The sequence below is a fragment of the Hungatella sp. L36 genome (assembly GCF_014288035.1).
The window spans coordinates 275778-301625 of record NZ_JACOPC010000008.1 but is presented as its reverse complement, the minus strand read 5'-3'; the positions used below and the strand labels follow the sequence as shown (position 1 = coordinate 301625).

Genomic DNA, 25848 nt, shown 5'->3' with positions numbered 1-25848 from the left:
TTGAAGAATGTTCTTTTTATACATAAGAATATTTTACAACAAAAAGTGACAAAGGAAAACCCCAAAACCCCTCATGAGTGAGGGGCAGGGGAGTTGAGAGTGCCGAAGGCACTTTGTTCTCTCTCCCGGAACTTTGAAAACTGCATACCCATTCATCAGGCACATTCCCGCTGCTTTGGCGAAAGCCAAAGCCCAGGCGGCTGCTGCGCGGCGATCTGCCGGAAGAAAACAACGAGACACCACCGAAAAAGAAAATGCAGGTCTTTGGTTTGTTCTTCCCGGCAAGGAGCGAGAAACAGCAGGCTGCCAGTACCGGATGGCTCCCGGTACGGCCATGACCGGCAGCGGGGACAATGATACTCCCGTCCAGCCTAACGTCCGAGCGTTGAAGCGGCTCCATTTTGCCGTGATCCGTCGCAGGCAATGGGGGCGGTTGCGTGAGAACCACGCGAGGGGTGAGATTCCCCGTGGAGCTGGCCAGCCGCCAGCCGTTTGATGACTTCCCACCCGGTGCTTCGGGGCGTCGAGGACAAATAGGAGCACCTTTGAAATACGGGCTGTGCAGCAGGACGGGCCAATGAAAACAGGAGAATGGTTTTATCTCTCCCCGGCCTTCATTCTGTTCTGCTGCGCGGCCTCTACATAGGCGGCCCATGCCGCCTGATTTTTCAAAGGGAGGTCATAAGACATGAACAGGACATATCTGCGCGGCGATATGTACTATGCCGATCTGGGCCGGGGAATCGGCTCCGAGCAGGAAGGTTATCGCCCCGTCCTTATTCTTCAGAACAACACGGGGAACAAATACAGCCCCACCGTCATTGTGGCGGCCATTTCCAGCAAAGTGGACGCCAAGGCCAAGCTGCCCACGCACTATCTTCTCCAGGCGGAAAACGGGCTGGAACTGCCTTCTCTCGTTCTTTTGGAACAGCTCCGCACCATTGACAAGAAACGACTGGGCGCGTACATCGGACATCTGGAAGAAAAGCATATCCGAAAAATCAACCACGCCCTGGCGGTCAGCGTGGGGCTGATCGAGGAGGTTCCCGAAAACTTAATCATGTGCCTTTGTCCGGCCTGTGCCAATAACTTCTACGGCACAGGCTCTTATTATTTGCGCAGGGTTCACCCCGACAGGGTGGAAAAGGATATCTGCACCTACTGCGGCCAGCGTCCCGGCTTTGACTATGAGGTTGTGCGCCGGAATGGGCACGACAATGGAAAAGGAGGGCTGCGATGATGAATTACCCGGACGTTCCTATCTGGGAAAAATATACCTTAACCATTGAGGAGGCAGCCCGTTATTTCCGTATTGGGGAAAAGAAACTCCGAAAGCTGGCGGAGGAAAACCCGGACGCAAGCTGGCTCATTATGAACGGCAACCGTGTCCAAATCAAACGCCGTCAGTTTGAAAAGGTAATAGACTCTCTCGATGTGATCTGAAATCGCACATTTGCACCGGGCCGTGATTGCGGTATAATATGGATGTATCTCGTATCAAGGCTCATTCCGGGGCGGAAAGGAGCTGCATACTATGTCAGAAAAACGGCGCGATAACAGAGGCCGCATTTTAAGAACCGGAGAGAGCCAGAGAAAAGACGGGAGATACGCATTTAAGTACACGGACGCATACGGGAAGCCCCAATTTGTCTATGCCTGGAAACTGGTGCCCACAGACAAAACGCCTGCGGGCAAGCGGGATGATAAATCCCTGCGGGAGAAAGAAAAGGAAATCCGCAGGGATATAGACGACGGGATCGACACCATTGGCAAAAAGATAACGGTATGCCAGCTCTACGCCAAGCACACCGCATTGAAAAAGAATGTCAAGTACGGCACCGAAAAGGCCCGAAAAAACTTTCTGAAGCTGCTGGGTGACGATCCCCTCGGTTCCCAAAGCATTGAAGATGTGAAGCCGTCCGACGCCAAAGCCTGGGCCATCCGCATGAGCGAGAAAGGGTACAGCTACCAGACCATAAAAAACCACCAGCGCTCCTTGCTGGCGGCCTTTTACACGGCGGTGGAGGACAACTACATCCGAAAAAATCCTTTCCGGTTTGCCATGAACACGGTGATTGAGGATGACCGGGAGGAAAAAATCATCCTTACCCCAGAACAGGAAGAAAGCCTCATTGCCTTTGCACAGGGCGACCCGGTTTATTCCAAGTATGCGGATGAACTCATCATCCTCTCAGAGACGGGTGTGCGGATTTCAGAGCTTTGCGGTTTCACCACTCACCTGGATTTCAAAAACCGTGCCATCCTGGTAGACCACCAGCTTTTGCGCGACGCTGAAATAGGCTTCTATATTGAAACGCCGAAAACCAAAAGCGGCGTCCGGCAGCTCCACATGAGCGAGAAAGCCTACGAAGCCTTCCGGCGCATACTCAAACGGCGCGGCAAGGTGGAGACGATCACGGTGGATGGCTACACGGATTTCCTGTTCCTCAACCGGGACGGTTTACCCAAGACGGCGGCCAACTACAATGCCATGATTAAAGGGCTTGTGAAGAAGTATAACAAGCTCCATAAGGAGCAGCTTCCCAAAATCACAGCCCACACTTTCCGGCATAATTTCTGTACGAGGATGGCCAATGCCGGTATGAACCCCAAAGCCTTGCAGTACATCATGGGCCATGCGAACATCACCATGACATTAGGCTATTACGCCCATGCGTCCTTTGAATCGGCCAAGGCCGAGATGGAGCGTATCGAGGCTGAAAAGGCAGCGCCAGCCTCAATAGCTGCGTAGTAGTAAAGGCCAGGTTTACTACCCCTCTACTACTTTTAGCGGCAATTTCATGCCGGGACTTGCCACTATATGCGTATTGTTCTCCCATAAAGCAAATGGCGAAAAAGCCCATAAATACAGGCTTTGCCGCCATTTGCCGAGTTACATAGGGTTAGGTCTAAAAATTGTTTCGAGATTACTTTAATCACGACAGCCTGCTGAAGCTGGAAGAGAAGGGACAGCTGGCGGATTTGTCCGGCCTCTCCACGCTGCCTGATTTTACGGACGAGATGAGGAGCCAGATGGGAAACGGCAGGATTACCTGGGTGCCTACGACGGTGTCGGTCTTCGGCCTTTACTGCAATCTGGATTTACTGAAGGAACATAAACAGCAGGTTCCCGGAACTTGGAAGGAATGGGAGGAGGTCTGCGACTATTTTGTCAGCAGGGGAATGACTCCGGTTATCGCCAACAACGACATTTCCCTGAAGACCCTGGCGATCGGCCAGGGATTCTACCAGGTATACCAGGATAAGCGCCAGACGGAGGTGCTGGGGCGTCTTAACAACGGCGAGGAGAAGCTGAGCGAATATCTGACAGAGGGATTTTCAACGGTGGAGACGTTTATCAGCCGAGGGTATCTGGACGCGGATCAGGCGCTGAAGACTAAAAAGACCTCCGACGATCTGAAGGAATTTATTCTGGGCGAGTCTCCATTTATGCTTACAGGAGCCTGGGCGGCGGGGCGTGTGGACAGTATGAAGCCGGACTTTCAGTTTGAGGTGGCGCCGCTGCCGATTCTCGACGAGGGCAGTATGCTGGTGATCAATCCCGATACGCGCCTGAGCGTAAATGCCGACAGCGAACATCTTGACGCTGCCATGAAATTTGTGGAGTATTTTACGAAAGCTGAGAATATACAGCGGTTTGCCGACCAGCAGTCTTCCTTCAGTCCGCTAAAGGGAGGGAGCCCCTCCAGCGTTTTGGAGATCCAGCCTCTGATCTCCTGTTATGAATCGGGGCGGACGGTGATCGGAACCGATGATTTGCTGAAGCTGCCCATATGGGATCTGACAGCGGAAGCTTCCCAAATGCTGCTGGCAGGGGAAAGTCTTAAATCTACCATGAGCTGGCTGGATCAGCAGGCTCAGGAAAGGATTGTACCATGATGAAGCAACAGGACGGAAAGGCCAGGATTAAAATTGCTCTGGTGGCGTTACTCGTCAGCGTGGTGATTGCGTTGATCAGTGTTCTTTTTGTCAGCTCGGTGCGGGAACAGCTCTGGCAGCAGTCCATCGGCACCATTCGGGAGAGTACCCAGCAGGGGATGAATACGCTGCGGGTCCAGCTGCAGGAAGAATACAGGGTCATGGAGTCCCTCACGAATTATCTGAAAAAATATACCGCCGGCCAGACGGAAGAGCTGGATGGGCTGATCAGCAGCTACGGCCGTATGGACAACGGGATTGTGTTATATCTGGAAGACGGTACCATATTTCCGTCCAGTGCTCCCGGTGATACGGCGGCAGCGGAATTTCTGGCCTCAGCTTCTGAGGAAAAGGGGATCATCGATCCTCACATCCGCAGCGGCACGGGGGTCAATGAATTTAACCTGTACATAAAAGTGATCCTGCAGGATGGAACGGTAGGGTACCTTCTGAAATCGTACGAAGTGGGAGCGATTGTGGACAGCTTTACCGTCTCGTTTTATCAGGACGCCGGTTTTTCCTATGTGGTGGACACCGGCGGAAATGTGCTGATCCGTCCGCCGCATCCGGGCAGCAACAAGACGGTGCAGAACCTGTTTGACATGCTTCCGGAATCTCAGAATGATTCCGCCAGACTGGACCAGTTTGCACAGTCCCTGATCGATAAAAGGACGGGATGGGCTACCTTCACGTATCAGGACGAGGACACCGTATTCTGTTATATCCCACTGGGGCTGAATTCTGACTGGTATCTGATCTCGATTATTCCGCAGAACGTTGTTGAGGCGCAGACGAATCAGATCTTAATCCGCACCTTTCTTCTGATTGCGGTTATCCTGATCGGACTGGCCATACTGGTGATCGTCTACTTGCGGTACGTCAAGCAGATAAACCGGAAGCTGAGGGGACAGGCCAGCTACATCGTGCATCTCTACAATGCAATACCGGAAGGCATCGCTCTGATAACCGTGGAGGACCCGTTCCAGCTGCTTCAGCTGAACCAGGAGGGGCTCAGGCTGCTTAATTTCCCGGAGGAGGCCTCTAACAACTCGCCCTATGGAAAGAAACTCATGGAATTTATCCATCCGGAGGATTATCCGATGATTGTGGATATCTTCCGGGAGGCGGCCGAGGGCGATCAGAAGCAATCCTTTGAGAACCGTGTCATGAGGGAAGACGGAAGCTTCTTCTGGTCGGCCGGACTGGTAGAAAAAACGCTGAATGCAGACGGAACCCCGATCCTCATCGCCACTTTCCACGACATTACATCGGAGAAGCTGGCAGCGGAAGAGGCGGAGCGGGAGAAGCTGCAGGAGCGCCGGATGCTGATCAGCGCGGTCTCCAACGTGTTCCCGGTCATTATCAGTCTGAATTTAACCTGTGATACGCTTAAATTCATCTATGTACTGCCGGGGCTCATGGCCGACCTGGGAGAGCAGGAATCCTTTAACAGACTGTATCAGGACTTTCTGGCTTCCGTGCATCCGGACTTTCAGGACGAATTTAAGAAGCGTCTGGCGCCGGAGAGCCTTAAGAAGACTCTGGGAATCCGGAGGCAGGAGGTGTTCCTGGAGGCCAGGCTTATGCTGGCGGACGGTCAGTATCACTGGACCTCCACACAGATTATTTACGTGGAAAATCCGTATTCCAGCGATCAGCTCGCCATCCTGTTATCACGCCGGATTGACGAACAGAAGCACGAGGAGGAACAGCACCGGCAGGCGCTTCAGGGCGCTCTGGAGAGTGCAAAGGCAGCCAGTGTGGCTAAGAGTCAGTTCCTGTCTAATATGAGCCACGATATCAGGACGCCGATGAACGCCATTGTGGGCATGACGGCGATCGCCGCTTCCCACATGGAGGACCATGATCGGGTGCGGGAATGTTTAAGAAAGATTAATCTGTCAAGCCAGCATCTGCTGAGCCTGATCAATGATATCCTGGATATGTCGAAGATTGAGAGCGGAAAGATATCCCTGCGGGAGGAGCCGTTTAACTTTGCGGATCTGGTGGCGGAGGTTACGGAGCTGATACGCCCGGAGGCCGATGCGGATCACCTTCGCATGGACATCAGTCTGCTGGAGTTAAAGGATGAGATGGTGATCGGTGATCCGCTCCGAATCCGCCAGATCTGTTTCAATATTTTGAGCAACGCAGTCAAGTATACGATGGAAGGCGGCCGCATCACGGTCAATGTATACCAGAAAAACAGCGGACGCGGGGAGTATCAGAATTACGTGTTCGAGTGCATGGATACCGGACTGGGCATGAGCCCGGAATTCCTGGATAAGCTCTTTCTGCCGTTTGAACGGGTACAGGATTCCACGCACAGCAAGGCCACCGGAACCGGTCTCGGCATGGCCATCACAAAGAATATCGTAGATATGATGAGCGGCAATATCCAGGTGAAGAGCGAGCTGGGGAAAGGCTCCACCTTTACCGTGACCCTGCCGCTGCGGCTGCAGAACGCTCCTCAGGAGGAGATTCCTGGAGAATGGCTCGGCATCCACTGTCTGATTACGGATGACGATATGCAGACCTGTAAAAATGTCACGGAGCTTCTCGAGGATATCGGACTGCGCGCGGAGTTTACGACGGAAGGCATGAGGGCGGTAAGCCTCGCGGCCCAGGCCATGGACAGCATGGATCCGTTCGAGCTGATGATTATCGACTGGAGGATGCCGGATATCGACGGGGTGGAGATTACGAGGCGGATTCGGAAGATCGCTGGGAATGAGGTGCCGATCATTATTCTGACCGCCTACGACTGGTCCGATATCGAGGACGAGGCCCGGGAGGCGGGCGTGACGGCATTTCTGGCGAAGCCGTTCTACCGTTCCAAGATCTGCTACCTCTTAAGGGAGCTGGAGGAAGAGAAGAATCCTGTCGAATACAAAGAGATGGGGGACAGCCGTGATTTTCAGGGCAAACGGGTTCTGCTGGCCGAGGACAATCTGCTGAACCGGGAGATTGCCCACACTCTGATTGAGGAGATGGGGGCTGAGGTGGAAGACGCCTGCGACGGAGGAGAAGCGGTTCAGAAGGTAATCGGTTCGGAAGAAGGATACTACAATCTGATTTTGATGGATGTTCAGATGCCGGTCATGAATGGCTACGAAGCGACGAGAGCCATACGGAATCTGGAGCGGCAGGATGCAAAACGGATTCCCATTGTGGCCATGACGGCCAATGCATTTGAGGACGACCGACAGGAAGCGCTTCGCGCAGGCATGAATGATCATTTTTCCAAACCGATCGATGTGAAGGCGCTGGAGAAGCTGCTGGACCAGTATCTGCTGCGAGCGGGAGAGTGTCAGGAATGATGACAGGGAGGATGGGTGTATTGAAGGATTTAAAGGTATCAAAGAAGCTGACGATCTCATATGCGATTATACTTACCCTGCTTATTATGAGCTGTGTGGTGAGTATTGTCGATTTCATCAGGCTGGGAGGGCAGATAGAGACCTTCTATGACGGGCCGTTTACTGTAAATGACAGTGCAAGTGTTATTAATTCAAACTTTGAACGGATGCAGAAGTCTGTTTACCGTTCGATATCGAATACGGATTCCGAAATTGTAAAAGAAGCGATCACAGATGCCAGGAATTGCGCTGCAATCATACAGGAAGAGCTTCCAGTTGTGAAAGCGCATTTCCTGGGCGATCAGCAGATTATCGACCGGCTGGATGCAGCACTGGCAAAGCTGGCGCCCATGAGGGAACACGTTCTTACGCTTGCTTCGGAGAATCAGAAGGCCGAGGCGGCGGATTATATGGAGCATAATAATATTCTCGCGATTCAGGAGGCACAGGCGGAACTGAACAGCCTGATTGAGAGCGGGTATAAAAAGGGAGAGACTCTGGTATCGGGACTGAGGGAGAAGCAGGCGATGGCTGTATTTACCGTGATCCTCCTGGGAGGCATCAGCGTGGCGGTAAGCGTTGTATTCGGCATTTACATAACACGCGGGATCACTCAGCCGGTCACAGAACTGGAGCAGGCGGCGCGCGCCATGGCCAGAGGAGAGTTTTCAGCGGTCCGCGTTGCATATGATTCCAGGGATGAACTGGGAAGCCTTGCCGGAGATATCCGCAGCATGGTGAAGACTCTGACAGATGTCCTTCAGAATGAAACCTATATCCTGAATGAGATGGCGGAGGGGAATTTTAGTGTGCACAGCGAAAAAGATGAGTATTATATCGGAGAATTTGAGCAGCTGATGCGCTCCATGAAAAAGATCAGCCGTGGATTAAGTGAGCTCCTGCTTCAGATCAGCCGGTCGGCAGACAACGTGGCGGCCGGTTCGGAACAGGTATCCTCCGGTTCACAGAATCTGGCGCAGGGAACTACGGAGCAGGCCGCTTCCGTAGAGGAACTGACCGGCATGATGAGCGAGATATCGGATCAGGCATACCGGAATTCCAGGGACGCACAGGAGGCCAGTGAAAAAGCGCAGATGGTCAAAGAAAATGCAACCGAAAGCAGCCGTTCCATGCAGGAGATGGTAAAGGCCATGGCGGAGATCAGCGGCAAATCCGACGAAATCAGGAAAATCGTTAAGACGATTGAGGATTTTTCCTTCCAGACCAATATCCTGGCATTGAACGCGGCGGTGGAAGCCGCGCGTGCAGGAGACCGCGGCAAAGGCTTTTCCGTGGTGGCAAATGAGGTGCGGAGTCTGGCAAACCAGTCGTCCGCCGCTTCTAAGAGTACTGCGGCCCTGATTCAGAGTTCCCTTCAGGCTGTAGAAAACGGCCGGAGGATCGCAAATGAGACGGACAATGCGCTGGCGGAGGTGGTGAGCGGGATTGACAACGTGTCGGAGCTGCTCTTCCATATTACGGACGCGTCGTCAAAACAGTTTGACGCGAACCGGCAGGTGACGGAGAATATCAATCTGATCTCCGAAGTGGTTCAGACGAATTCCGCCACGGCGGAAGAGTGCGCCGCCGCAAGCGAAGAACTGGCTTCTCAGGCGCAGCTCTTAAAGGAACTGGTCAGTCATTTCAAGTTGGCGGATCTGGCGGAAAGCCGCGTGTAGATCCGTATAATAATGTCCTTTTTGCAGAAGATAGCTATGGATCAAGTCATTGCATGAAAACAGGAGCTGCAGATGAGCAAAAAAGGAAAGACAGCGGTATTATCCATAGTCATTATACTGGTAATAGGTTTTCTATTTGGTATTGTATTTATAAGTAAAGTCATTCCTCCGGGGGAAGAGTGGATTTCCTACCAGAATGACGAGGTAATTCAGATCATCGATGCCCAGCTTCAGGGGATCGATATGGAATCGGTTGTAAAAGAAAAGAGCGGTTATATCGTAGAGAAGAGTATACACGAGATACAGCAGGAAGTAGAAAAGGGAAATCTCAGTTACGAAGAGATCACTGCTGTCTGTCTGTATCGAATTAAGACAATGGATCAGAAGGAAAATGGTCTTAATTCCGTTATAACGATTAATCCTGACGCAATGGAAGAAGCGAGAAACCGGGATAGGGAGTACAGGCGGGATCAAGGTTCCCGTTCGGAATTATATGGGATTCCGGTGATGCTGAAAGATAATATTAATACGGCCGGTATGGCTACCAGCGCAGGGGCGGAGGCCTTTGCCGATTTTTATCCGGAAAAAGATGCAGAGGTTGTAAAGAATCTGAAAGAAAATGGAGCAGTTATTTTAGGAAAAAATAATCTTTCTGAATTTGCTAATTATTTATCCAGGACTATGCCCGCCGGATACAGCGGACGCAAAGGGCAGACGGTTAATCCGTTTGGTCCGTTAAAACTATCACCTTCCGGTTCCAGCGGCGGCAGTGCAGTGGCGGTTACGGCCAACCTGGTCCCCGTATCAGTCGGGACGGAGACAGATGGCTCCATCATAGCACCGGCAGCTGCAAACTCGGTTGTAGGATTGAAGCCCACTCGAAAAGAGGCTTTATCCGAAGGCGTGTTTCCTCTTATCAAACAAATTGATACAGTCGGGCCGATTGCCAAAAGTGTCAGGGATGCAGCAATCGCATATCAGGCCATGTCAGGCGAGAAAATATCTCTGAATTTTGAAAGAGATGCGTTGAGAGGAAAAAAGATTGGTGTCGTGGGCTATGAGTATAATGATAAGAACATGCTCTCTGAGCTAAGAGAAAATCTGCAGAGTATGGGAGCGAATGTTGAGAATGTGGAATTAGACTCTGCTGGAATCCTTGTTTTTAATAATATTTTTCAGTCCTTTAAAAACGATTTCGAAGAATATGCGGAAAATTATGATCTTCCGATAAAAAAGCTGGATCGTCTGCTTAAATATAATCGTGAAAAGCCGGGACGGAGAATCAGATATGGACAGGATCTTTTGGAAGAAGCGGCTCAGGTCGAAAACCCGGACAAAAGTATAGCAGAGAAAGCAATACAGAAAGCCAATGGTGTATTGACTGCCCTTTTCCAGGAAAACCAGCTGGATGCATTCGTATTTTTAAACAGTTCCGGCACTACAGTTCCGGCCGCCGCGGGTTATCCCGAATTAACGGTTCCATTTGGAACTGGAAAAGGTAATGCGCCGCAGGGAGTAACCTTTGTTGCTGAATCGGGTGAAGATGAGAAATTATTAAATATGGGATACAGTTTTGAAGCCCATACACAGGGACGCCGGGTTCCTTAGAAGCTGCCATACTTTCCAGGGTAAAAAGAATAGAATGCAGGTAAAAGGCATTATGAGTCAAATCAGACTCATAGTGCCTTTTGACGATTTCTGGCCGTGACGCAGAGTTGACTGTAAAGCTGCCGGTTGAGGATTAAATCCTTATTTGACAGCGGGGAAGGCAGCGTGTAGAATTTAAGTAAATACAGGTGGAGAGGAAAAGAAAAATGAAACCGAAAATTGACCACATCCATGTAACCGTTGCGGATATTAAACGGGCGGAGGTGGACGCTGTGTTTGCGCGTGTTTCGGCGATTCCTGCGGTCATCGTCCACCCGCCCCGGTGTTATGAGAAATACTGTACCGATTACTATGCATTTTTCTTTAAGGATTCCGAGGGCATCGAATATGAAATTGTAAATTTTGCAAGAACGAAGTATTTCCACTGATGGACAGGCGGAAGGCGCAGGCAGGTGAGGTCAAATATGGAGTACACAATACGGAAAATGAAACAATCGGAATATCCATTGCTGGAAGATTTTTTATAAGAGGCGATATTTGTGCCGGAAGGCATGAAGCCGCCTGCAAGGTCGATCCTTCAGACACCGGAGCTGCAGGTCTACACTGCGGATTTTGGAAGCCAGACGGCGGATCAGGCGCTGGCGGCGGAGGCGGACGGAAAACTTGTGGGGGCCGTATGGGTGCGGATCATGAATGACTACGGTCATTTCGATGACAGCACGCCGTCACTCGCAATATCCCTCTACAGGCCGTACCGTGGGCTCGGTATAGGAACCGGGCTGATGAAGGCCATGCTTACCCATTTAAAAGAGATCGGATTCAGCCGTGTATCCCTCTCTGTACAGAAGGCCAATTATGCGGCGGGGCTGTATCTCCGTCTTGGGTTTCAGATCGTCGCTGAACATGCGGAGGAGTATCTTATGGTATGTGAACTGTAGAAATGAAATTTCAGTTGGATACCACGGGGAATTTAACGGTAAGGATGTCTGAGCAGCATTGACTTTTTATTATCACAGTGATAATATTCTTGTAAGCAATGCGAGGAGGATGCAGAATGGATCAGAAAATAATGGATTGCTTCGCCAATCCGATTAAATGTAAGCTGCTGCTGGAAATATACGCTTCCGGTCAGACGACCGCAAAGCGTTTGTCGGAGCTATACAGCGATATTCCGCAGGCAACGCTGTACCGCTATTTGAAGCGGATGACAGACGAAGGGATCTTAAAAATCGTGGGAGAGAATCCGATCAGGGGAACTGTGGAGAAGACCTATGCCCTGGCTATCCCCCTGGGCGAAGGGATAGAGGATATCGTAAGCTCCAATTCAGGGGAGGCGTTTATGCTGCTCTTTATGAACTATATGCTGGGACTCGTCAAGCAGTTTCAGGAGTACTGCAAACGTCCGGATATCGATATCATGGAGGACCATCCAGCCTTTACCATGGCCCCCGTCTATGCGACCAATGAAGAGTTGGAAGCTGCGGTTGGGGAGTTCGCGCGAATCATCGAGCCGCTGCATCATAACCCGCCGGCTCCGGGCAGAAGGCTGAGAACCATCGGCCTTATCGTGACACCACCCGAGACATATAATGAGTAAATCAGAGACGGCTCTTTCCGGAAACACCGCATCATGCTGACAGCAGAGAGGCGGAAATTTTTGGAAGAGCCGTTCTATTGACTTATTGTTATCAATATGATAATATTATAAAAATGATGATAGTATCATGATGATATAAAACAATGGAGGATATTTTATGGATGTACTCATGGCCAACTTACCGCTTTTTATCCCGCTTATCATTGCCGAAGTGATCCTCGCAGTCACGGCGCTCATTCATGTGTTACGCCATCCGCAATACCGGTTTGGAAATAAAATTATGTGGGCTTTGATCGTGCTTTTCATTCAGGTGATCGGACCAATCGCGTATTTCGTTCTGGGACGAGGGGAGGAAAAATGAATATTCTTACGATAGAGGATTTGTCTAAAAGCTTCGGAGGACAGAAGGTGATCGATCGTCTGAAGCTTTCCGTGCCGGCAGGGGCAGTATTTGGATTTATTGGCCAAAATGGGGCGGGAAAGACAACGACTATGAAAATGGTATTGGGTCTTTTGAAAGCCGACAGCGGGAGAATTACCGTCTGCGGGGAGCCGGTGAAGTATGGAGGGACAGCGGCCAACCGCCATATCGGCTATCTGCCGGATGTCCCGGAATTTTACACGTACATGAACGCCGTCGAATATCTTGCGCTCTGCGGCGAGATTTCGGAGCTTCCAAAGGAAGAGACGAAAAACAGGAGCCATGAACTCCTGAACCTTGTGGGACTGGAGGGCGTGAAGAAACGGATCGGCGGTTACTCCCGCGGCATGAAACAGCGTCTCGGCATCGCGCAGGCGCTGCTGTCACAGCCGCGCCTGCTGATCTGTGACGAGCCGACAAGTGCCCTCGATCCCGTAGGACGGAAGGAGATACTGGATATTCTGATGAAGATAAAAGGCACCACGACGGTGATATTTTCGACGCATATCCTGTCGGATGTCGAGCGGATCTGCGACCGTGTCGCCGTATTGCACAGGGGCGGCATTGCAGTCAGCGGAACGCTTCCCGAGATCAGGGCGCTGCATGGGCGGGACAGTCTGCTGCTGGAGTTTTCCGGCTGTGATGATATCCGTACATTTGCGGCCAATGAGCAGATTGTTCCTCTGCTGGAACACACGGAGATGAAAGAGCGGGAAATGATTCTGCATGGAACGGACATGAACCGGATTCAGCATCGCGTTATTGCGGCACTGGCAGAGACGGAGATTTGTCCGCTCAAAATGGAGCTTATGGAGCCGACACTTGAAAATTTATTCCTGGAGGTGGTGAAATGAGTGGGATGGCCGCGTTTACGAGAAAAGAACTGGTGGAGAATGTCCGTACCTACCGTATGTTTCTGATGCTTGCCCTGTTCTTTTTCTTTGGAGTATCGAGCCCGCTGCTGGCGAAATTTACTCCTCTTCTCATTGAAACATTTGCAGTGAATATGGAGATAACGGTGAAGGAACCAGGCGCGGCGGACGCATGGATGCAGTTCTATAAAAATGTGTCCTCTCTCGGCCTGAGTCTGATGATCATTCTGTTCAGCAGCAGCCTGTCCGGGGAATACGCAAAGGGCACGCTGACGATCATGTTCACGAAAGGCCTGTCCCGCAGGGCGGTAGTTCTCTCAAAATTTACTTCCTCTGCGGTGATTATGACGGTGAGCTACTGGCTCAGTTTTGCTGTCGCCTGGGCATATACCGCATATCTGTGGCCGGGAGAGGGCTTTAAACACCTTCTGCTGTCAGCCTTTGTGGTGTGGCTCACCGCGCTGCTGTACTTATGTATTCTTATGCTGGGCTGTGTGATGTTCCGTCAGGCCTTCACCGCAATACTGTTTCTGCTGGTGTTCACCGTCGTGATGGGACTTTTGAGCATGACGCCGCTTCTGGAAGGCGTCAGCCCATCTTTTCTTGTCATGAAAAATGTAGATCTGCTCACCGGAGAAGCGGCAGCTTCCCAGTTTATACTTCCTGGAATTCTTACCGTAATTCTGTCGGCGGTACTGCTGCTCCTGTCTGTTATGGTGTTTAACAGAAAGACGTTATGAAAGTCCGGCGGCTTTGAAATATTCTTCAAGGCCGCCGGATTTTGTGCGCTGCTGGAATGAATTCCTGTTCTGATAACAGAAACTCCCGGAAGGTTTGCGTTACATAGTATTGTTTTTTGCGAAAAACTGAACTATAATTGAAACAATCGTACATGAACAAGCTATGTACCTAAGAGAGTATGGGGGATAAACGGATGGAAGTCAATTTAAGCTATGATCAGTTGAATAATGAGTACAGTATGCTGATGAGTGTCCTGGGAGCCAGCGTCAGCAAGCATTTGATAGATGAGCACTATACCTGTATCTGGGCTAATGATTATTACTATGAATTGATCCGTTATCCGAAGCCTGAATACGAAGCATTGTTTAACAACCAGTGTGACAAATATTTCTTCAATAACCCGGAAGGCTGGAGACTGCTTACGGAAAAAATTGCCTCTGCCCAGGAAATGCAGGAGAAAAGGTATACGATTTTTCTGCCTATGCTGTATCCGGATGGCGAGAGATTCTGGGTGAAGTTGCAATCGGTTTTTACGAACGAGTATATAGACGGATATCCGGTCGCCTACACCACGATGACGGATGTGACCGAAATGGTACGGGCGCGTCAGGAGCAGGAGTACACGCAGCAGGTCTTTGAGAAAGTGACACAGGAGCAAAAAATGCTGATGGAGGCGTTAAATGTCAGCGTCAGCAAGCATCTGATCGATGAACATTTTACCTGTGTATGGGCCAATGAGCATTATTATAAGCTCATTGGCTATCCGAAAACGAGGTATGAGGAACTGTTTCACAACCACGCGGATGCATATTATCAGAACAATACTGAGGGATGGGAACTTCTTTGCAGAAAGGTGCAGTCTGTCCTGGAACGGGGGGAAGACCAATATGAAATGATAGTCCCCATGAAATATGAGGACGGATCCAGTTACTGGGTAAAGTTGTTCAGTTATTTTACAGATGAGTATATAAACGGCATTCGCACTTCCTATACTGTAATGACCGATGTAACGGAACTGGTGCAGATGAAGAATGAGCAAGAGATGCTGATGAGGGCCATGAAGGTCAGTGTCAGCAGGCATCTGGTGGATGAACATTTTACAGTGCTGTGGGCCAACGATTTTTATTATGAGCTGATCGGTTACTCGAAGCTTGAGTACGAGGCATTGTTTCACAATCACTGCGACGAGTATTTTCTCCACAATCAGGGCAGCTGGAGCGCTATACACGATAAGATCAGCCAGATGTCTGAGGCGGGAGAAAAGAGCTATGAGGTCTTTATTCCGCTTAAGATTCCGGACGGTTCTACCTGCTGGGTCAAAATGGTGGGCTTCTTTACGGACATCTGTCAGGACGGAAAACAGCTGGCCTACACCACCATGGTCGATGTTACGGATATGATACAAATACAGCAGGAAAAGACGATCGCCTATGAAAACATTCCGGGCTTTATTGTCAAATACCGGATTCTGTGGGATAAGGCCATGATGATTGAGGCCAGCGACCGTATCACGGAGATCTTCGATGTGGATATGGGCCGCCTTTCGTCCCTGGATAGTTACTCCGTTCTGCGGCCGGAGAGCCGGGCGATGCTGGAAGCCAATCATTCCAACTTCCGTAGGCGGGAGCCATTTGAGGGAAGTATCCGTGTGAAAGACAAGTACGGCCGGGACCGCTGGTTTCAGATTCACTGCACCTGCATCGATTTCGTTGCGGATGATCCGGTTTACCTGACTGTTTTCATCGACATTACCGATATTACAGAGCTGCGGGTGCTGCAGGGCAAGCTGGAAGAGCGTACGGTGATGCTGAACACCGCCCTCGAGGAGGCAAAACAGGCCAATGCGGCGAAATCGGATTTTCTATCCCGCATGAGCCATGACATCCGCACGCCAATGAACGTCATTGCGGGGATGACTGAGATTGCCAGTTCCCATTTATCCGAGCCGGAACGCACGAAGGACTGTCTTCAGAAGATTCGGCTTTCAAGCCATCATTTGCTGGGACTGATCAACGATGTTCTGGATATGTCCAAGATCGAGAACGGGAATTTCCATATCAATACGCTGCCAATCTCTCTTCCCGCCGTGCTGAGAGAAGTGATTATGATTACGCTGGCTGGTATCCGCGAAAAGGGGCAGGTCTTTGACGTTCACCTGATGAATCTGGAAGATGAGCAGTTTTGCAGCGATGCGCTCCGCCTGCGTCAGATATTGCTGAATCTGCTGTCCAATGCCTGTAAATTTACGCCGGTGTCAGGGCGAGTGGTCTTTGAGGTGGAGCAGATGGTGGCAGAACAGAAGTCGAAGCAGAAGGGAATGGGGCGAATGACCGCGCTTAGATTCACTGTCTCGGACACCGGTGCGGGTATGAGCCAGGAGTTCCTGGAGCATATATTTGAGGCATTTACCCGTGAACAGGACAGCCGGACTGATCAGATCGAAGGCAGCGGTCTCGGCATGTGTATAACGAAACGGCTGGTCGATATGATGGATGGAACCATCACAGTAAAAAGCCAGCCAGGAAAGGGAACTTCCTTCCAGGTTACGCTTCCCATGAAGGTTGTACCGGAAAAGGGAGGAAATGCGATATGGGAAGAGGGCAGCAATGCAATCGATGGAGTACATATTCTCCTTGCGGATCATGATCCTGTGGTCCTGACGCACGGCTGCCAGGCGCTAACAGCGCTCGGTGTGGAGGCGGAATGTGCGGGAAGTGGCGAGGAAGCGGCCGCGATGGTCCTTTCACGGCACCGGGAAGGACGTGATTTCAGTATGGTGATTCTGGATGCAGACTTATCGGAGCCGAATTGGCTGGAGACAGCCAGAAGGATTCGGAATGCCGGGGCCAACGGTCAGCCGTGCCTTATTATATCGGCATTTGACTGGAACGACAGAAAGGAAGAGGCGATAAAGGCGGGAATTTGCGGGTTTGTCGAAAAGCCGTTGTTCCATTCCGCATTAGAGAACTGTATTATGGAACATTTAAACGGTAAGGCGCAGCCGGTGCATCAGCCGCTAACCTTCGATTTTAGCGGAAGGACGTTTCTGCTGGTCGAGGACAATGAGCTAAACCGGGAGATCGCGCTGGAGCTTCTGGGAAATTTAGGAGCCAGTCTGGAGACGGCTGTCAACGGGGAAGAAGCAGTGAACCGGTTTAAGGAGAGCCCACCAGGTTTTTATTCCCTGATTTTAATGGATATCCAGATGCCTGTGATGAATGGCTACGAGGCCGCGCGCGCAATCCGTTCCCTCGGACGGGCCGATGCCGTCAGCGTGCCGATTATTGCCATGACAGCGGATGCCTTCGTGGAAGATATTCAAAATTCAAAGGCAGCGGGAATGAACGGACATATGGCGAAGCCGTTGGATTATGAAGGGATGTCGCGGGAGATCAGTAAGTATCTGAACAATGACTATAAAAGAAGAGAGGACTTCTATGAATGAACGAATAGACAGAGAAAGCATCCCGTAACAGGCAATACAGGTAGTATCAATAGCAGAGGAATTGTTCAAAGACAGTCTGACTGTAATCTATCTGTATGGGCGCTCCCTAAGATGCCACCAAACCTGGCGCCGCTGCTTAAGATGGCAGAAAAGGTGTATATAGGGGGGGCGGGGGATACATGGGAGGATTTAGGGGAGGAGGCAAAGGCGCTCGTTCAATATATGGAACGTAGGATTGAAGATTTGGTTGGATAGGAGAATTTTTAATTATATCTTAATCTTTAAAAGAAAGTAAAAGAAGGATTATCCTTAATTCTCCGATAATCCTTCTTTTTTATCGCATGTTTAACCAGTATTCAGTATACAGTTTTTATTTCCTAAATTTATTCTATCTTTCCTAAATTCGCTCCACCACAATCCTTTCCCCAGAAGAAACCGGCACCACTCGTCCGCCGTACTCCAGTGTGGGGGAAATCCTTTCATCGCAGTGAATCACAAATTCAATCACTTTTTCGTGTTTTACATAGCTCACTTCAATCACACCATAAATTGTGGTGATTTTCCCTTCCGCGTAATCCAGGCCATCGACGATGGCCGGACGGATTCGTATTTCGTTTTTTCCGCAGTATTGAATCCCTAACAGATTCGAGAACAGATAACGGGTCACAGCTCCGAACATGGGGTGGTTTTTCGATTCTTTCATGTCCAGGAACGATTCCCACAGCGTCGTGCCGCCCGCTCTCCGAATCGCTTCAAAGGAGCAGGGGCCGTCTGCCGTTAAAAGATGATAGGCCGTCTGTGCATAACCGTGCTGAAACAGAACACGAATGAGGATATCTGTGCCGAAGATGCCAGTGTCGAATTCGTTCATAGCGGCATACTTCTCATTCAGAGCATCGAGCATCCCGGCGTTTGCCAGACCGAGATCCGCGGCGTAGGCGTCTGCGGCCTGAACACCGCCGCAGAAGGTATTTTCCTCCTCGCTGTAGTAATGACGGACCAGGATCTCTTTCTTTTGTTCAGCCGTCTCTTCCAAACGTTTTTTCTCCTCAGGCAGACCCAGTATCTCTGCAATCTCTGCGGCAGTCCGCAGTGCCTTGATGTAAAAATACGTGTTGACAAAGGGGATCGGAAGAAGGATTTCCTGTGTGGTGTTCCAGTCGCCGAGGCACCAGCCGCCGGGCTCCCCATAGGAGACAAGGCCGTCTTCGTTTCGGCTTTCCAGGTACTCAAACCAGTGAAGCATGGGGCCAAAGCTATCCTTCAGGATGTCGATGTCCCGATAGTGGACGTAATACTGGTAGGGTACCTCGACAATTGCGGCGCCCCAGGCCGCCGGTCCGCCGCCTCCTCCCTGGAATGGGGCGGTGTGCTGTACCCGTCCGCTCGTCTGATCCTGGCAGTCCAGGACGTCACGAATCCATTTGCGGTACAGTCTCTTTCCATCCAGCGTAAGCATTACGGTGCGGCACCCCAGCTGGCCGTCGCCGGTGTAGCCTAAACGCTCCCGGTTAGGTGTGTCTAAGGGGACGCCGGAGTGCATGTTGGAAAGCTGTGTTCTTATGTAGGCATCATACAGCCAGTTCAACGTCTCATTGCTGCATCGGAAACTGGATGTCTGCGCAACATCCGCATGGACGACGGCACATAGAAATGGTGAACCGCCGCTGACATTCCGATGGCCGGTTACTTCAAAATAACGGAAAGCCTGCCAGCTGAATTTGGGGTGTACGGTCTCCTGGAGACCATTGCCGGTATATTCCACAGCCTGAATCTGGCTGTCGCCGCCGCTGGACAGAAAGTCCAATTCTCCGGTGGGAGAAAGTTCGTCGGAATGCAGAATTTTTATCGTCTGCCCGTCCTTTAGAACGCCGTTTACAACGACCCAGCCGCTTATATTTTCACCGGCATCATAGATGGCCCGGCTTTCATCTGAATACAGCAGTTTGGGAACCAGAGTCCGGATCATTCTGTCGCCGGGACAGTCGGAAGGACATAACTGTGTTTCAAGCGGAGGGACGGCCGCTGCGGTTCCCCAGTCGGTATCATCGAAGTCCGGGAGCTGCCAGCCGGGCTGTTTCAGGCGAAGATCGTGCTTCTCTCCAAAGAATAAATTGTTGTATGTAACCTCGCTCCGGCTCCAGCGCACGCTCTCGTCCGATACAATGATCCTGTCTTCCTCCCCTGTAATCCGTACATGAAACGTGAGCCGCGGTTCACCGAAGGACTGACGGCCTTCCACGATCCGGTCCTTCTGATTATACCAGCCGTTTCCCAGCGCGACCGCGATGGTATTGTATCCGTCCCTCAGATACTCGCCGATGGAATAGACGTCATAGTAGGTCCGGTGGGTGAACGTCCCTTTCATAGGGTATAAAAAGTTGGAAATATCCCTGGGATGGTAGTCCGATGTCACCGGGATAAAGCATTCCTCATTTACTTTCCGGCCATTAATAAAAAGCTCGTAAAATCCGAGGCCGCAGATGGCGATCGACGCCTTATCCGGTTTTTTGACCTGAAAGGATTTTCGAAAGTACGGGGCGTCACAGGGGCCGGAGGCCTGGATCCAGTTTTCATTATCCAGATTTCCGTTTCCCAATGCTATATCTTCCAATGCTATATTTTCCAATGCCATATCCCCCAATTCTGTATCTCTCAATTCCATATCTCTCAATTTCATATCCCCCAATTTCGTATCTCCCAATTCCATATCTCTAAATTCCACATCTCTCAATCCCACATCTTCCTCCAATCCATGAAATATTTTGTTAATCATAGTATAATAAGAGTAAAATTGTCCATGGAAAATCGGACACAACAGATGGAGAAATGAATGCAGGAGGCGGATCTCCGGTTCTTTAGTGTGAAATTTTCACTGTATCGCGGCAGCTTTTTCCATTCTAAAAACAGGGGCGGATATGATAGAATTTGGTCATAAAACATTAGCCGCTGTACAAAGCTCGTAAAAGACACACGCTGTGAGCTTTCACACTAAGTTCGTGAAAGACCTCACGAAGTGTTTAATGCTTCGCTAAGTGCCAGTGGTATGTATCGCACGTAAGCGGCGAAAGGACAGCCGCTAAGTGCTCATAACAAGGAGGTTTACAAGATGAAACGCAGAACAATAGCACTCATGATGGCGGCAGCGGTTGCCGCAGGCAGTATGACAGGATGCGGCAGCAGCAAGACAGAGCAGACGAATCCGGAGACAGAGCAGACGACTGCAAAGGCGGAGGTGAAGGACACAGAGACAGAAACGTCCGGCGAGGGCGAGACAGAAGCGAAGGCAGAGGACGGCCAGTGGGAATATAAAGAAGCGACGCTGACCGCGTCCATCGGTACCGATCTGGCGCCGGCGGGATACCAGGCAGTATTCGATCTGGCAGAAGAGAAACTGGGAATTCACGTGGAAGTAGAAGTGCGGGGCGGCGGAGACAATGGCGACGCCATCATCAAGACACGGCTGGCTTCCGGCGATATGGCGGATCTCTGCGGAACCAACTCGGGAGCACTGCTTTCCGCACTCAATCCGGCAGAGTATTTCATCGATATCACCAATGAGGACTGGGCGGACAGGCTGGATGACACGTATAAGCAGGCGGTCACCATTGACGGCGTGGTATACGGAATCCCAACCTCATCGGCAAAGGGCGGCGTAATCTTATATAATAAGAACGTTTACGAAAAATACAACCTGGAAGTTCCCAAAACATGGGATGAGTTCTTACATAACTGTGACGTCTTAAAAGAAGCCGGGGAAGTGGCTTTGATTGGTTCCTATGCGGATCAGTGGACGACTCAGTTCCCATTCCTGGGGGATTACTACAACGTTATGGTGAAGGAACCGGACTTTGCGGAGAAATTCGAAAAGGGTGAAATCAAGTTTGCTACCAACGAAGCGGGACTGCGCAGCTGGGAGAAATTAGCGGATACCACTCCGTATTACAACGATGACTATATGGCTACGACTTATAACGATGCCTGTGACATGATCGTGACAGGCGAAGGCGCGCACTATTTCTCCAGTTCGCAGGCACTCTCCAATATCTACGAGCTGTACGGGGATGAAGTGAACAATGTCAGGGCATTTGCCATTCCGGGCGACGATCCGGAGGAACAGGGTCTGACGGTATGGGAGCCGTCTTCCTGGTACGGCAACAAGAATTCCGGCAAGGTAGACGATATCAAGCGGTTAATGGAATTCATGATTTCCGACGAGGCTCTCGATGTCTATACGGCGGCTCTGCTTCCGGAAGGACCGTACTGCGTCAAGGGATACAAGCTGCCGGATAACGCCTACGACGCTGTTAAATTCGATCTGCAGCAGTACTTTGATTCCGGAAAGACCGGACTTGCACTGGAGTTTATCACGCCGGTAAAGGGTGCCGATTGTCCTGCAATCTGCCAGGAGCTTGGTACGGGACAGACGACTCCGGAGGAAGCGGCCGCGGCATACGACGAAGACTGTAAGAAACAGGCGGCACAGCTGGGACTGGATTGGTAATCAAAGCCCGCGGCCTGCGGGAATAGAGAAGAGCGAAAGGCGAAGCGTTCACTATCGGTGATACGCTTCGTTCTTTCTTAGACAGGAGAATAGTATGGATAAGAAAAAAATATATTCCACGTGGTTTCTGGTGCCGGCCATGGCCGTTTTTACCGTATTCTTTCTGATACCCCTGCTTCTTTCCCTGTATTTCAGCCTGACGATCTGGAACTTCGACGAGGTGAAATTCTGCGGCCTGCAGAATTTTAAGATGTTCTTTTCCGAACGGTCCCTGAATACGGGCGTGAAAAATACGATGGTCTACGCGGTACTGACGTGTGGGGCCAAGGTGGTACTCGGTTTTTTGATTGGTGTGTTCTTAACCAGCAGTATCAAGACAAAGAATCTGCTGCGGTCGATCGTATTTTTCCCAAACCTGGTATCTACCATTGCGGTGGGAATTACGTTTACCGCTCTGATGCATCCGTCAAAGGGCCTGATCAACAAGTGTCTGGGGATGATCGGAATCCAGGGCATTGACTGGCTGGGCAATACGAAGCTGGCTTTATTTTCTGTAATCGGAACGGATGTATGGAAGGGCCTCGGCGTGGCCTCGGTGATCTTTATCGCTGGTATCCAGGCGATCGACAAGACGTATTATGAGGCCGCAGTGATCGATGGGGCGGATAAATGGAAACAGCTGCTTTATATCACGCTTCCTCTGGCCCGTCCGGCCATGAACTCGGTCATCATGTTATCTTTTATCGGCGGAATGAGGAGCTTTGACCTGATCTGGGCGATGACCGGAGGCGGACCCGGATATGCGACGGAGGTGGTCGCATCCGCGGTATATAAGCAGTATGCGGCGGGGTATTACGGCCTTTCGACGGCAGGGAATGTGATTATGTTCCTGATGATCGCGGTACTGGCCTATCCGCTTCAGAAATTCTTATTGAGCAGGGAGGTGGACTGATATGACACGTAAAAAAAGAGTGAGACTGCTTGGCGATGTGATAGGCTTTTTGGTGGCGGGAACCATCTTTGTAGTTCCGTTCATCTTCATGCTGGTCAGCTCCTTAAAGGAGCGGCGGGAGGCCAATCTGCTGCAGCTGTCCCTTCCTAAAGTGTTTCAGTGGGAAAATTATCTGGAAGTGATAAAGGCCAACAACTATCTGCTGATCCGGTCCTTTAAAAACAGCGCCGTGCTCACGGCAGGCTCGGTCGTTCTTCTGATTGTGGTCTGCTCCATGGCCGGATACGTGCTCCAGAGAAGAAGGGACCGCCTGACAGGCATTGCAAACAGCATTATTTTATCGGGACTCATGGTACCGCCGGCCATTCTGCCAACGATCTGGGTCATGAAGGGACTGCACCTATATAAGACGCTTCCGGGTATGATGCTGATTGAATGCGCGCTGCAGATTCCGTTTACCATCATGCTTTACCGGGGCTTTGTGGGCTCCATTCCGCTGGAGCTGGAGGAGGCGGGATACATCGACGGATGTACCAGAACCCAGATGTTTACGAAGATTATTCTTCCCCTGTTAAAACCGGTAACCTCCACCGTCATCATCTTAAATGCGGTAGCCGTATTTAATGATTTCACCAATCCCCTCTATTTCCTGCCCGGAACGAAAAATGCCACGATCCAGCTGACGCTGTTTAATTTTATCGGACGGTATTCCAGTTCTTACAATCTGCTGTTTGCCAACGTGATCATGATTACGCTCCCCATGCTGGTGCTGTTTCTGTTCTTTAACAAAAGAATTGTGGATGGCATGGTGGCCGGTTCGGTCAAAGGATAATCTGGTACTTGATTAATTGCAGGAGGATAGGTAAACTTAAGTTACTTATTTGTATAGTATTTTATATGAAGATCAGACAGTACAACTGAGGGGAAGAGGGGACTTTTATGAAATTTCGCACCCGTATGATTTTGGTTTATTCGGCGTTTGTCTTGTCGGCGGCTGTTTTGCTGGGCGGATTCTTTTACTACTCCAGCGTGAAGCGTTCCGTTAATCAGGAACTGCGGAATCTGGAAGATATGTCGAGGCAGCTGACGCAGCAGTACGAGGAGTCCATCAAGGCGATGAAAAATGTAAGCCATTACGTTTTAAGCGACGTGGATGCCCTGGAGGCTATACGGAAATTGTCGGTATTTCCAAAGGATGCCGACTACGTTTCCCTGTATTTTAACGAGGCGGCCCGAGTGGTGCGAAATATACTCAATACCGATTACTTTATCAGTAATTTTTACAGGATCCTTTTTTACAATAAAAATGGAGTGGTAATAGCGACAACCCACGAAGAACGGAAGATGAACGCGGGAATGAATCTGGACGCCCTGCCATGGAAGGACCAGCTGGATTCGGTCGGATATGGGCAGTTTGCAGTCATAGGCCCTCACGAGGACGACTGGGGGGAGAAGAAGCAGAATGTCTTTTCTGTAGTAAAGGAAATCCAGGGGAATAATCTGGGCTATATCGAGGTCCAGAGGACGGAAGACTCGCTGCGGACCCTGTTTGCTATCTCCAATCCGGAGATAAAGGTCCTCCTTTTCGATGAAAAGGGGAATCTGTTGTTCAGCAATGAACGGTACGAAGGGGACTTGGGCTATGGGGATTTTTTAGCACAGGGGGATACGACTGCCAGGAGATACCGCAATTCCGTTACGGGAAATGACGAGTTTCTGGCGGGAAATGTGTCCGCAGAGACCGGCGCTGCGATTCTGGTGGCGGAACGGTACGACACGGTGCAGAGTGACCTGCGGTACATTTTTATGAGCACACTGCTTCTGGCGGCAAGCTTTATCGGAGTGGCCGTTCTCTATATTGTGGCGGCCTCCAATCATCTGGCCAGGCCGGTACAGGAACTGGCGGACTTAATGGAACGCACAAAGCTTACCAATATCACGGAAAATGTGGAGCTGAAGACCTCCAGCAATGAGATCGAGCTGCTGCGGCAGTCCTATGAAAACATGCTGAAGCGTCTGGACAGCGCTATTTTAAAGGAAAAGCGAACTTCCATGATCCAGCTCCAGGCCCAGTTTGACGCGCTTCAGGCGCAGGTGAATCCGCATTTTATCTATAATATCCTGAACGTCATCTCCAGCAGAGGCGTCCTGAATGATGACGACGTCATCTGTGAGATCTGCGACGGTCTTGCGTCCATGCTCCGCTATTCCACCAATACGAAGGAGCGGTATGCCACGGTGGAGAAGGAGGCCGATTATCTGGAGGCGTATATCAGACTCCTAAAGTGCCGTTATGAGCATAAACTGGAGTACCAGATTACCATTCAGCCCGAGATAAAGGACTGTATTCTGCCGAAGCTGGTGCTGCAGCAGCTGGTGGAGAACAGCATTTCCCATGGGTATGAAAATGGTTATGAGACCATGCGCCTGGAGATCACAGGATGGCAGGACGATGAGGGCTGGTATATCAGGATTCGGGACAACGGGGATGGTTTCTCGGAGGAGGCGCTTCAGTACGTCAGGGACGAGATCATGAAATTAAGGATGCAGATCAGCTCCATACAGAGAAATGTGGAGCTGGAAATCGGGGGCATGGGCAACGCCAACAGCTTTGCCCGCCTGTATCTGCTGTATTCGGAACAGCTGATCTATCGCGCAGGTAATTACGAACAGGGAGCGGAAGTATTTTTCGGAGTTCGCAAAAGCAGTACTATGGAGGGGGAGTCGTAAT

The 25848-nt window shown here is 50.6% G+C and carries 19 protein-coding genes and 1 pseudogene; 19 read left to right on the top strand and 1 reads right to left on the bottom strand.

Annotated features, from left to right (window positions below; all coding sequences use genetic code 11):
- Positions 1-688: 688 nt before the first annotated feature.
- From H8S80_RS19825 to H8S80_RS19755, 15 genes and pseudogenes are all read left to right on the top strand, one after another.
- Positions 689-1240 (top strand): type II toxin-antitoxin system PemK/MazF family toxin, encoded by a 552-nt coding sequence (locus H8S80_RS19825; RefSeq protein WP_055271139.1) that lies wholly within the window; start codon positions 689-691, stop codon positions 1238-1240.
- Positions 1237-1443 carry an excisionase gene (locus tag H8S80_RS19820; RefSeq protein ID WP_459349899.1) on the top strand — a complete coding sequence of 69 codons (207 nt, stop codon included), beginning with the start codon at positions 1237-1239 and terminating at the stop codon, positions 1441-1443. The genes H8S80_RS19825 and H8S80_RS19820 overlap by 4 nt, the downstream gene beginning before the upstream one ends.
- 91 nt (positions 1444-1534) lie before the next feature.
- Positions 1535-2752, top strand: coding sequence for a site-specific integrase (locus H8S80_RS19815; protein WP_055271143.1), 1218 nt, complete (start codon positions 1535-1537; stop codon positions 2750-2752).
- Between the two features lie 164 nt (positions 2753-2916).
- Positions 2917-3900 (top strand): ABC transporter substrate-binding protein, encoded by a 984-nt coding sequence (locus H8S80_RS19810; protein ID WP_243008046.1) that lies wholly within the window; start codon positions 2917-2919, stop codon positions 3898-3900.
- Positions 3900-7259, top strand: coding sequence for a response regulator (locus H8S80_RS19805; protein ID WP_412342788.1), 3360 nt, complete (start codon positions 3900-3902; stop codon positions 7257-7259). Before H8S80_RS19810 ends, H8S80_RS19805 begins: the two co-directional genes overlap by 1 nt.
- Positions 7256-8977: a methyl-accepting chemotaxis protein gene (locus H8S80_RS19800; protein WP_243008047.1), complete on the top strand. Its 1722-nt coding sequence runs from the start codon at positions 7256-7258 to the stop codon at positions 8975-8977. The genes H8S80_RS19805 and H8S80_RS19800 overlap by 4 nt, the downstream gene beginning before the upstream one ends.
- Before the next feature lie 72 nt (positions 8978-9049).
- Positions 9050-10585: an amidase family protein gene (locus H8S80_RS19795; RefSeq protein ID WP_117621532.1), complete on the top strand. Its 1536-nt coding sequence runs from the start codon at positions 9050-9052 to the stop codon at positions 10583-10585.
- Positions 10586-10791: 206 nt separating this feature from the next.
- Entirely contained in the window at positions 10792-11013 is a 222-nt protein-coding gene (locus H8S80_RS19790) for a VOC family protein (protein ID WP_117621531.1), read from the top strand.
- Between the two features lie 36 nt (positions 11014-11049).
- Positions 11050-11523: pseudogene (locus H8S80_RS19785) on the top strand (GNAT family N-acetyltransferase).
- Positions 11524-11639: 116 nt separating this feature from the next.
- Positions 11640-12182 (top strand): helix-turn-helix domain-containing protein, encoded by a 543-nt coding sequence (locus H8S80_RS19780; RefSeq protein ID WP_002601276.1) that lies wholly within the window; start codon positions 11640-11642, stop codon positions 12180-12182.
- Positions 12183-12339: 157 nt separating this feature from the next.
- Complete coding sequence (locus H8S80_RS19775) at positions 12340-12543, top strand: PLDc N-terminal domain-containing protein (protein ID WP_117621529.1); 204 nt, start codon at positions 12340-12342, stop codon at positions 12541-12543.
- Entirely contained in the window at positions 12540-13457 is a 918-nt protein-coding gene (locus tag H8S80_RS19770; protein WP_117621528.1) for an ABC transporter ATP-binding protein, read from the top strand. The genes H8S80_RS19775 and H8S80_RS19770 overlap by 4 nt, the downstream gene beginning before the upstream one ends.
- Positions 13454-14215, top strand: coding sequence for an ABC transporter permease (locus H8S80_RS19765; protein WP_002601273.1), 762 nt, complete (start codon positions 13454-13456; stop codon positions 14213-14215). The genes H8S80_RS19770 and H8S80_RS19765 overlap by 4 nt, the downstream gene beginning before the upstream one ends.
- Before the next feature lie 194 nt (positions 14216-14409).
- A complete protein-coding gene (locus H8S80_RS19760) occupies positions 14410-17661 on the top strand; it encodes a PAS domain-containing hybrid sensor histidine kinase/response regulator (RefSeq protein WP_117621527.1) in 3252 nt (1083 codons plus the stop codon).
- Positions 17662-17706: 45 nt separating this feature from the next.
- On the top strand, positions 17707-17916 hold the full coding sequence (locus H8S80_RS19755) for an aminoglycoside adenylyltransferase domain-containing protein (protein WP_320959072.1): 210 nt from the start codon (positions 17707-17709) through the stop codon (positions 17914-17916).
- A 142-nt stretch (positions 17917-18058) separates the two neighbouring features.
- On the opposite strand, the gene H8S80_RS19750 is transcribed toward H8S80_RS19755, so the two are convergent.
- Entirely contained in the window at positions 18059-20401 is a 2343-nt protein-coding gene (locus H8S80_RS19750; RefSeq protein WP_181988068.1) for a family 78 glycoside hydrolase catalytic domain, read from the bottom strand.
- Positions 20402-20770: 369 nt separating this feature from the next.
- On the opposite strand from H8S80_RS19750, the gene H8S80_RS19745 reads away from it, so the two are divergent.
- The 4 genes from H8S80_RS19745 (at position 20771) to H8S80_RS19730 (ending at position 25847) form a co-directional block, all read left to right on the top strand.
- Complete coding sequence (locus H8S80_RS19745; RefSeq protein ID WP_117621524.1) at positions 20771-22165, top strand: ABC transporter substrate-binding protein; 1395 nt, start codon at positions 20771-20773, stop codon at positions 22163-22165.
- A 94-nt stretch (positions 22166-22259) separates the two neighbouring features.
- Positions 22260-23117, top strand: coding sequence for a carbohydrate ABC transporter permease (locus H8S80_RS19740; RefSeq protein WP_117621523.1), 858 nt, complete (start codon positions 22260-22262; stop codon positions 23115-23117).
- A gap of 1 nt (position 23118) precedes the next feature.
- Entirely contained in the window at positions 23119-23949 is an 831-nt protein-coding gene (locus H8S80_RS19735; RefSeq protein WP_117621522.1) for a carbohydrate ABC transporter permease, read from the top strand.
- A gap of 107 nt (positions 23950-24056) precedes the next feature.
- Entirely contained in the window at positions 24057-25847 is a 1791-nt protein-coding gene (locus tag H8S80_RS19730) for a cache domain-containing sensor histidine kinase (protein ID WP_117621521.1), read from the top strand.
- The last annotated feature ends 1 nt before the right edge of the window (position 25848 follow it).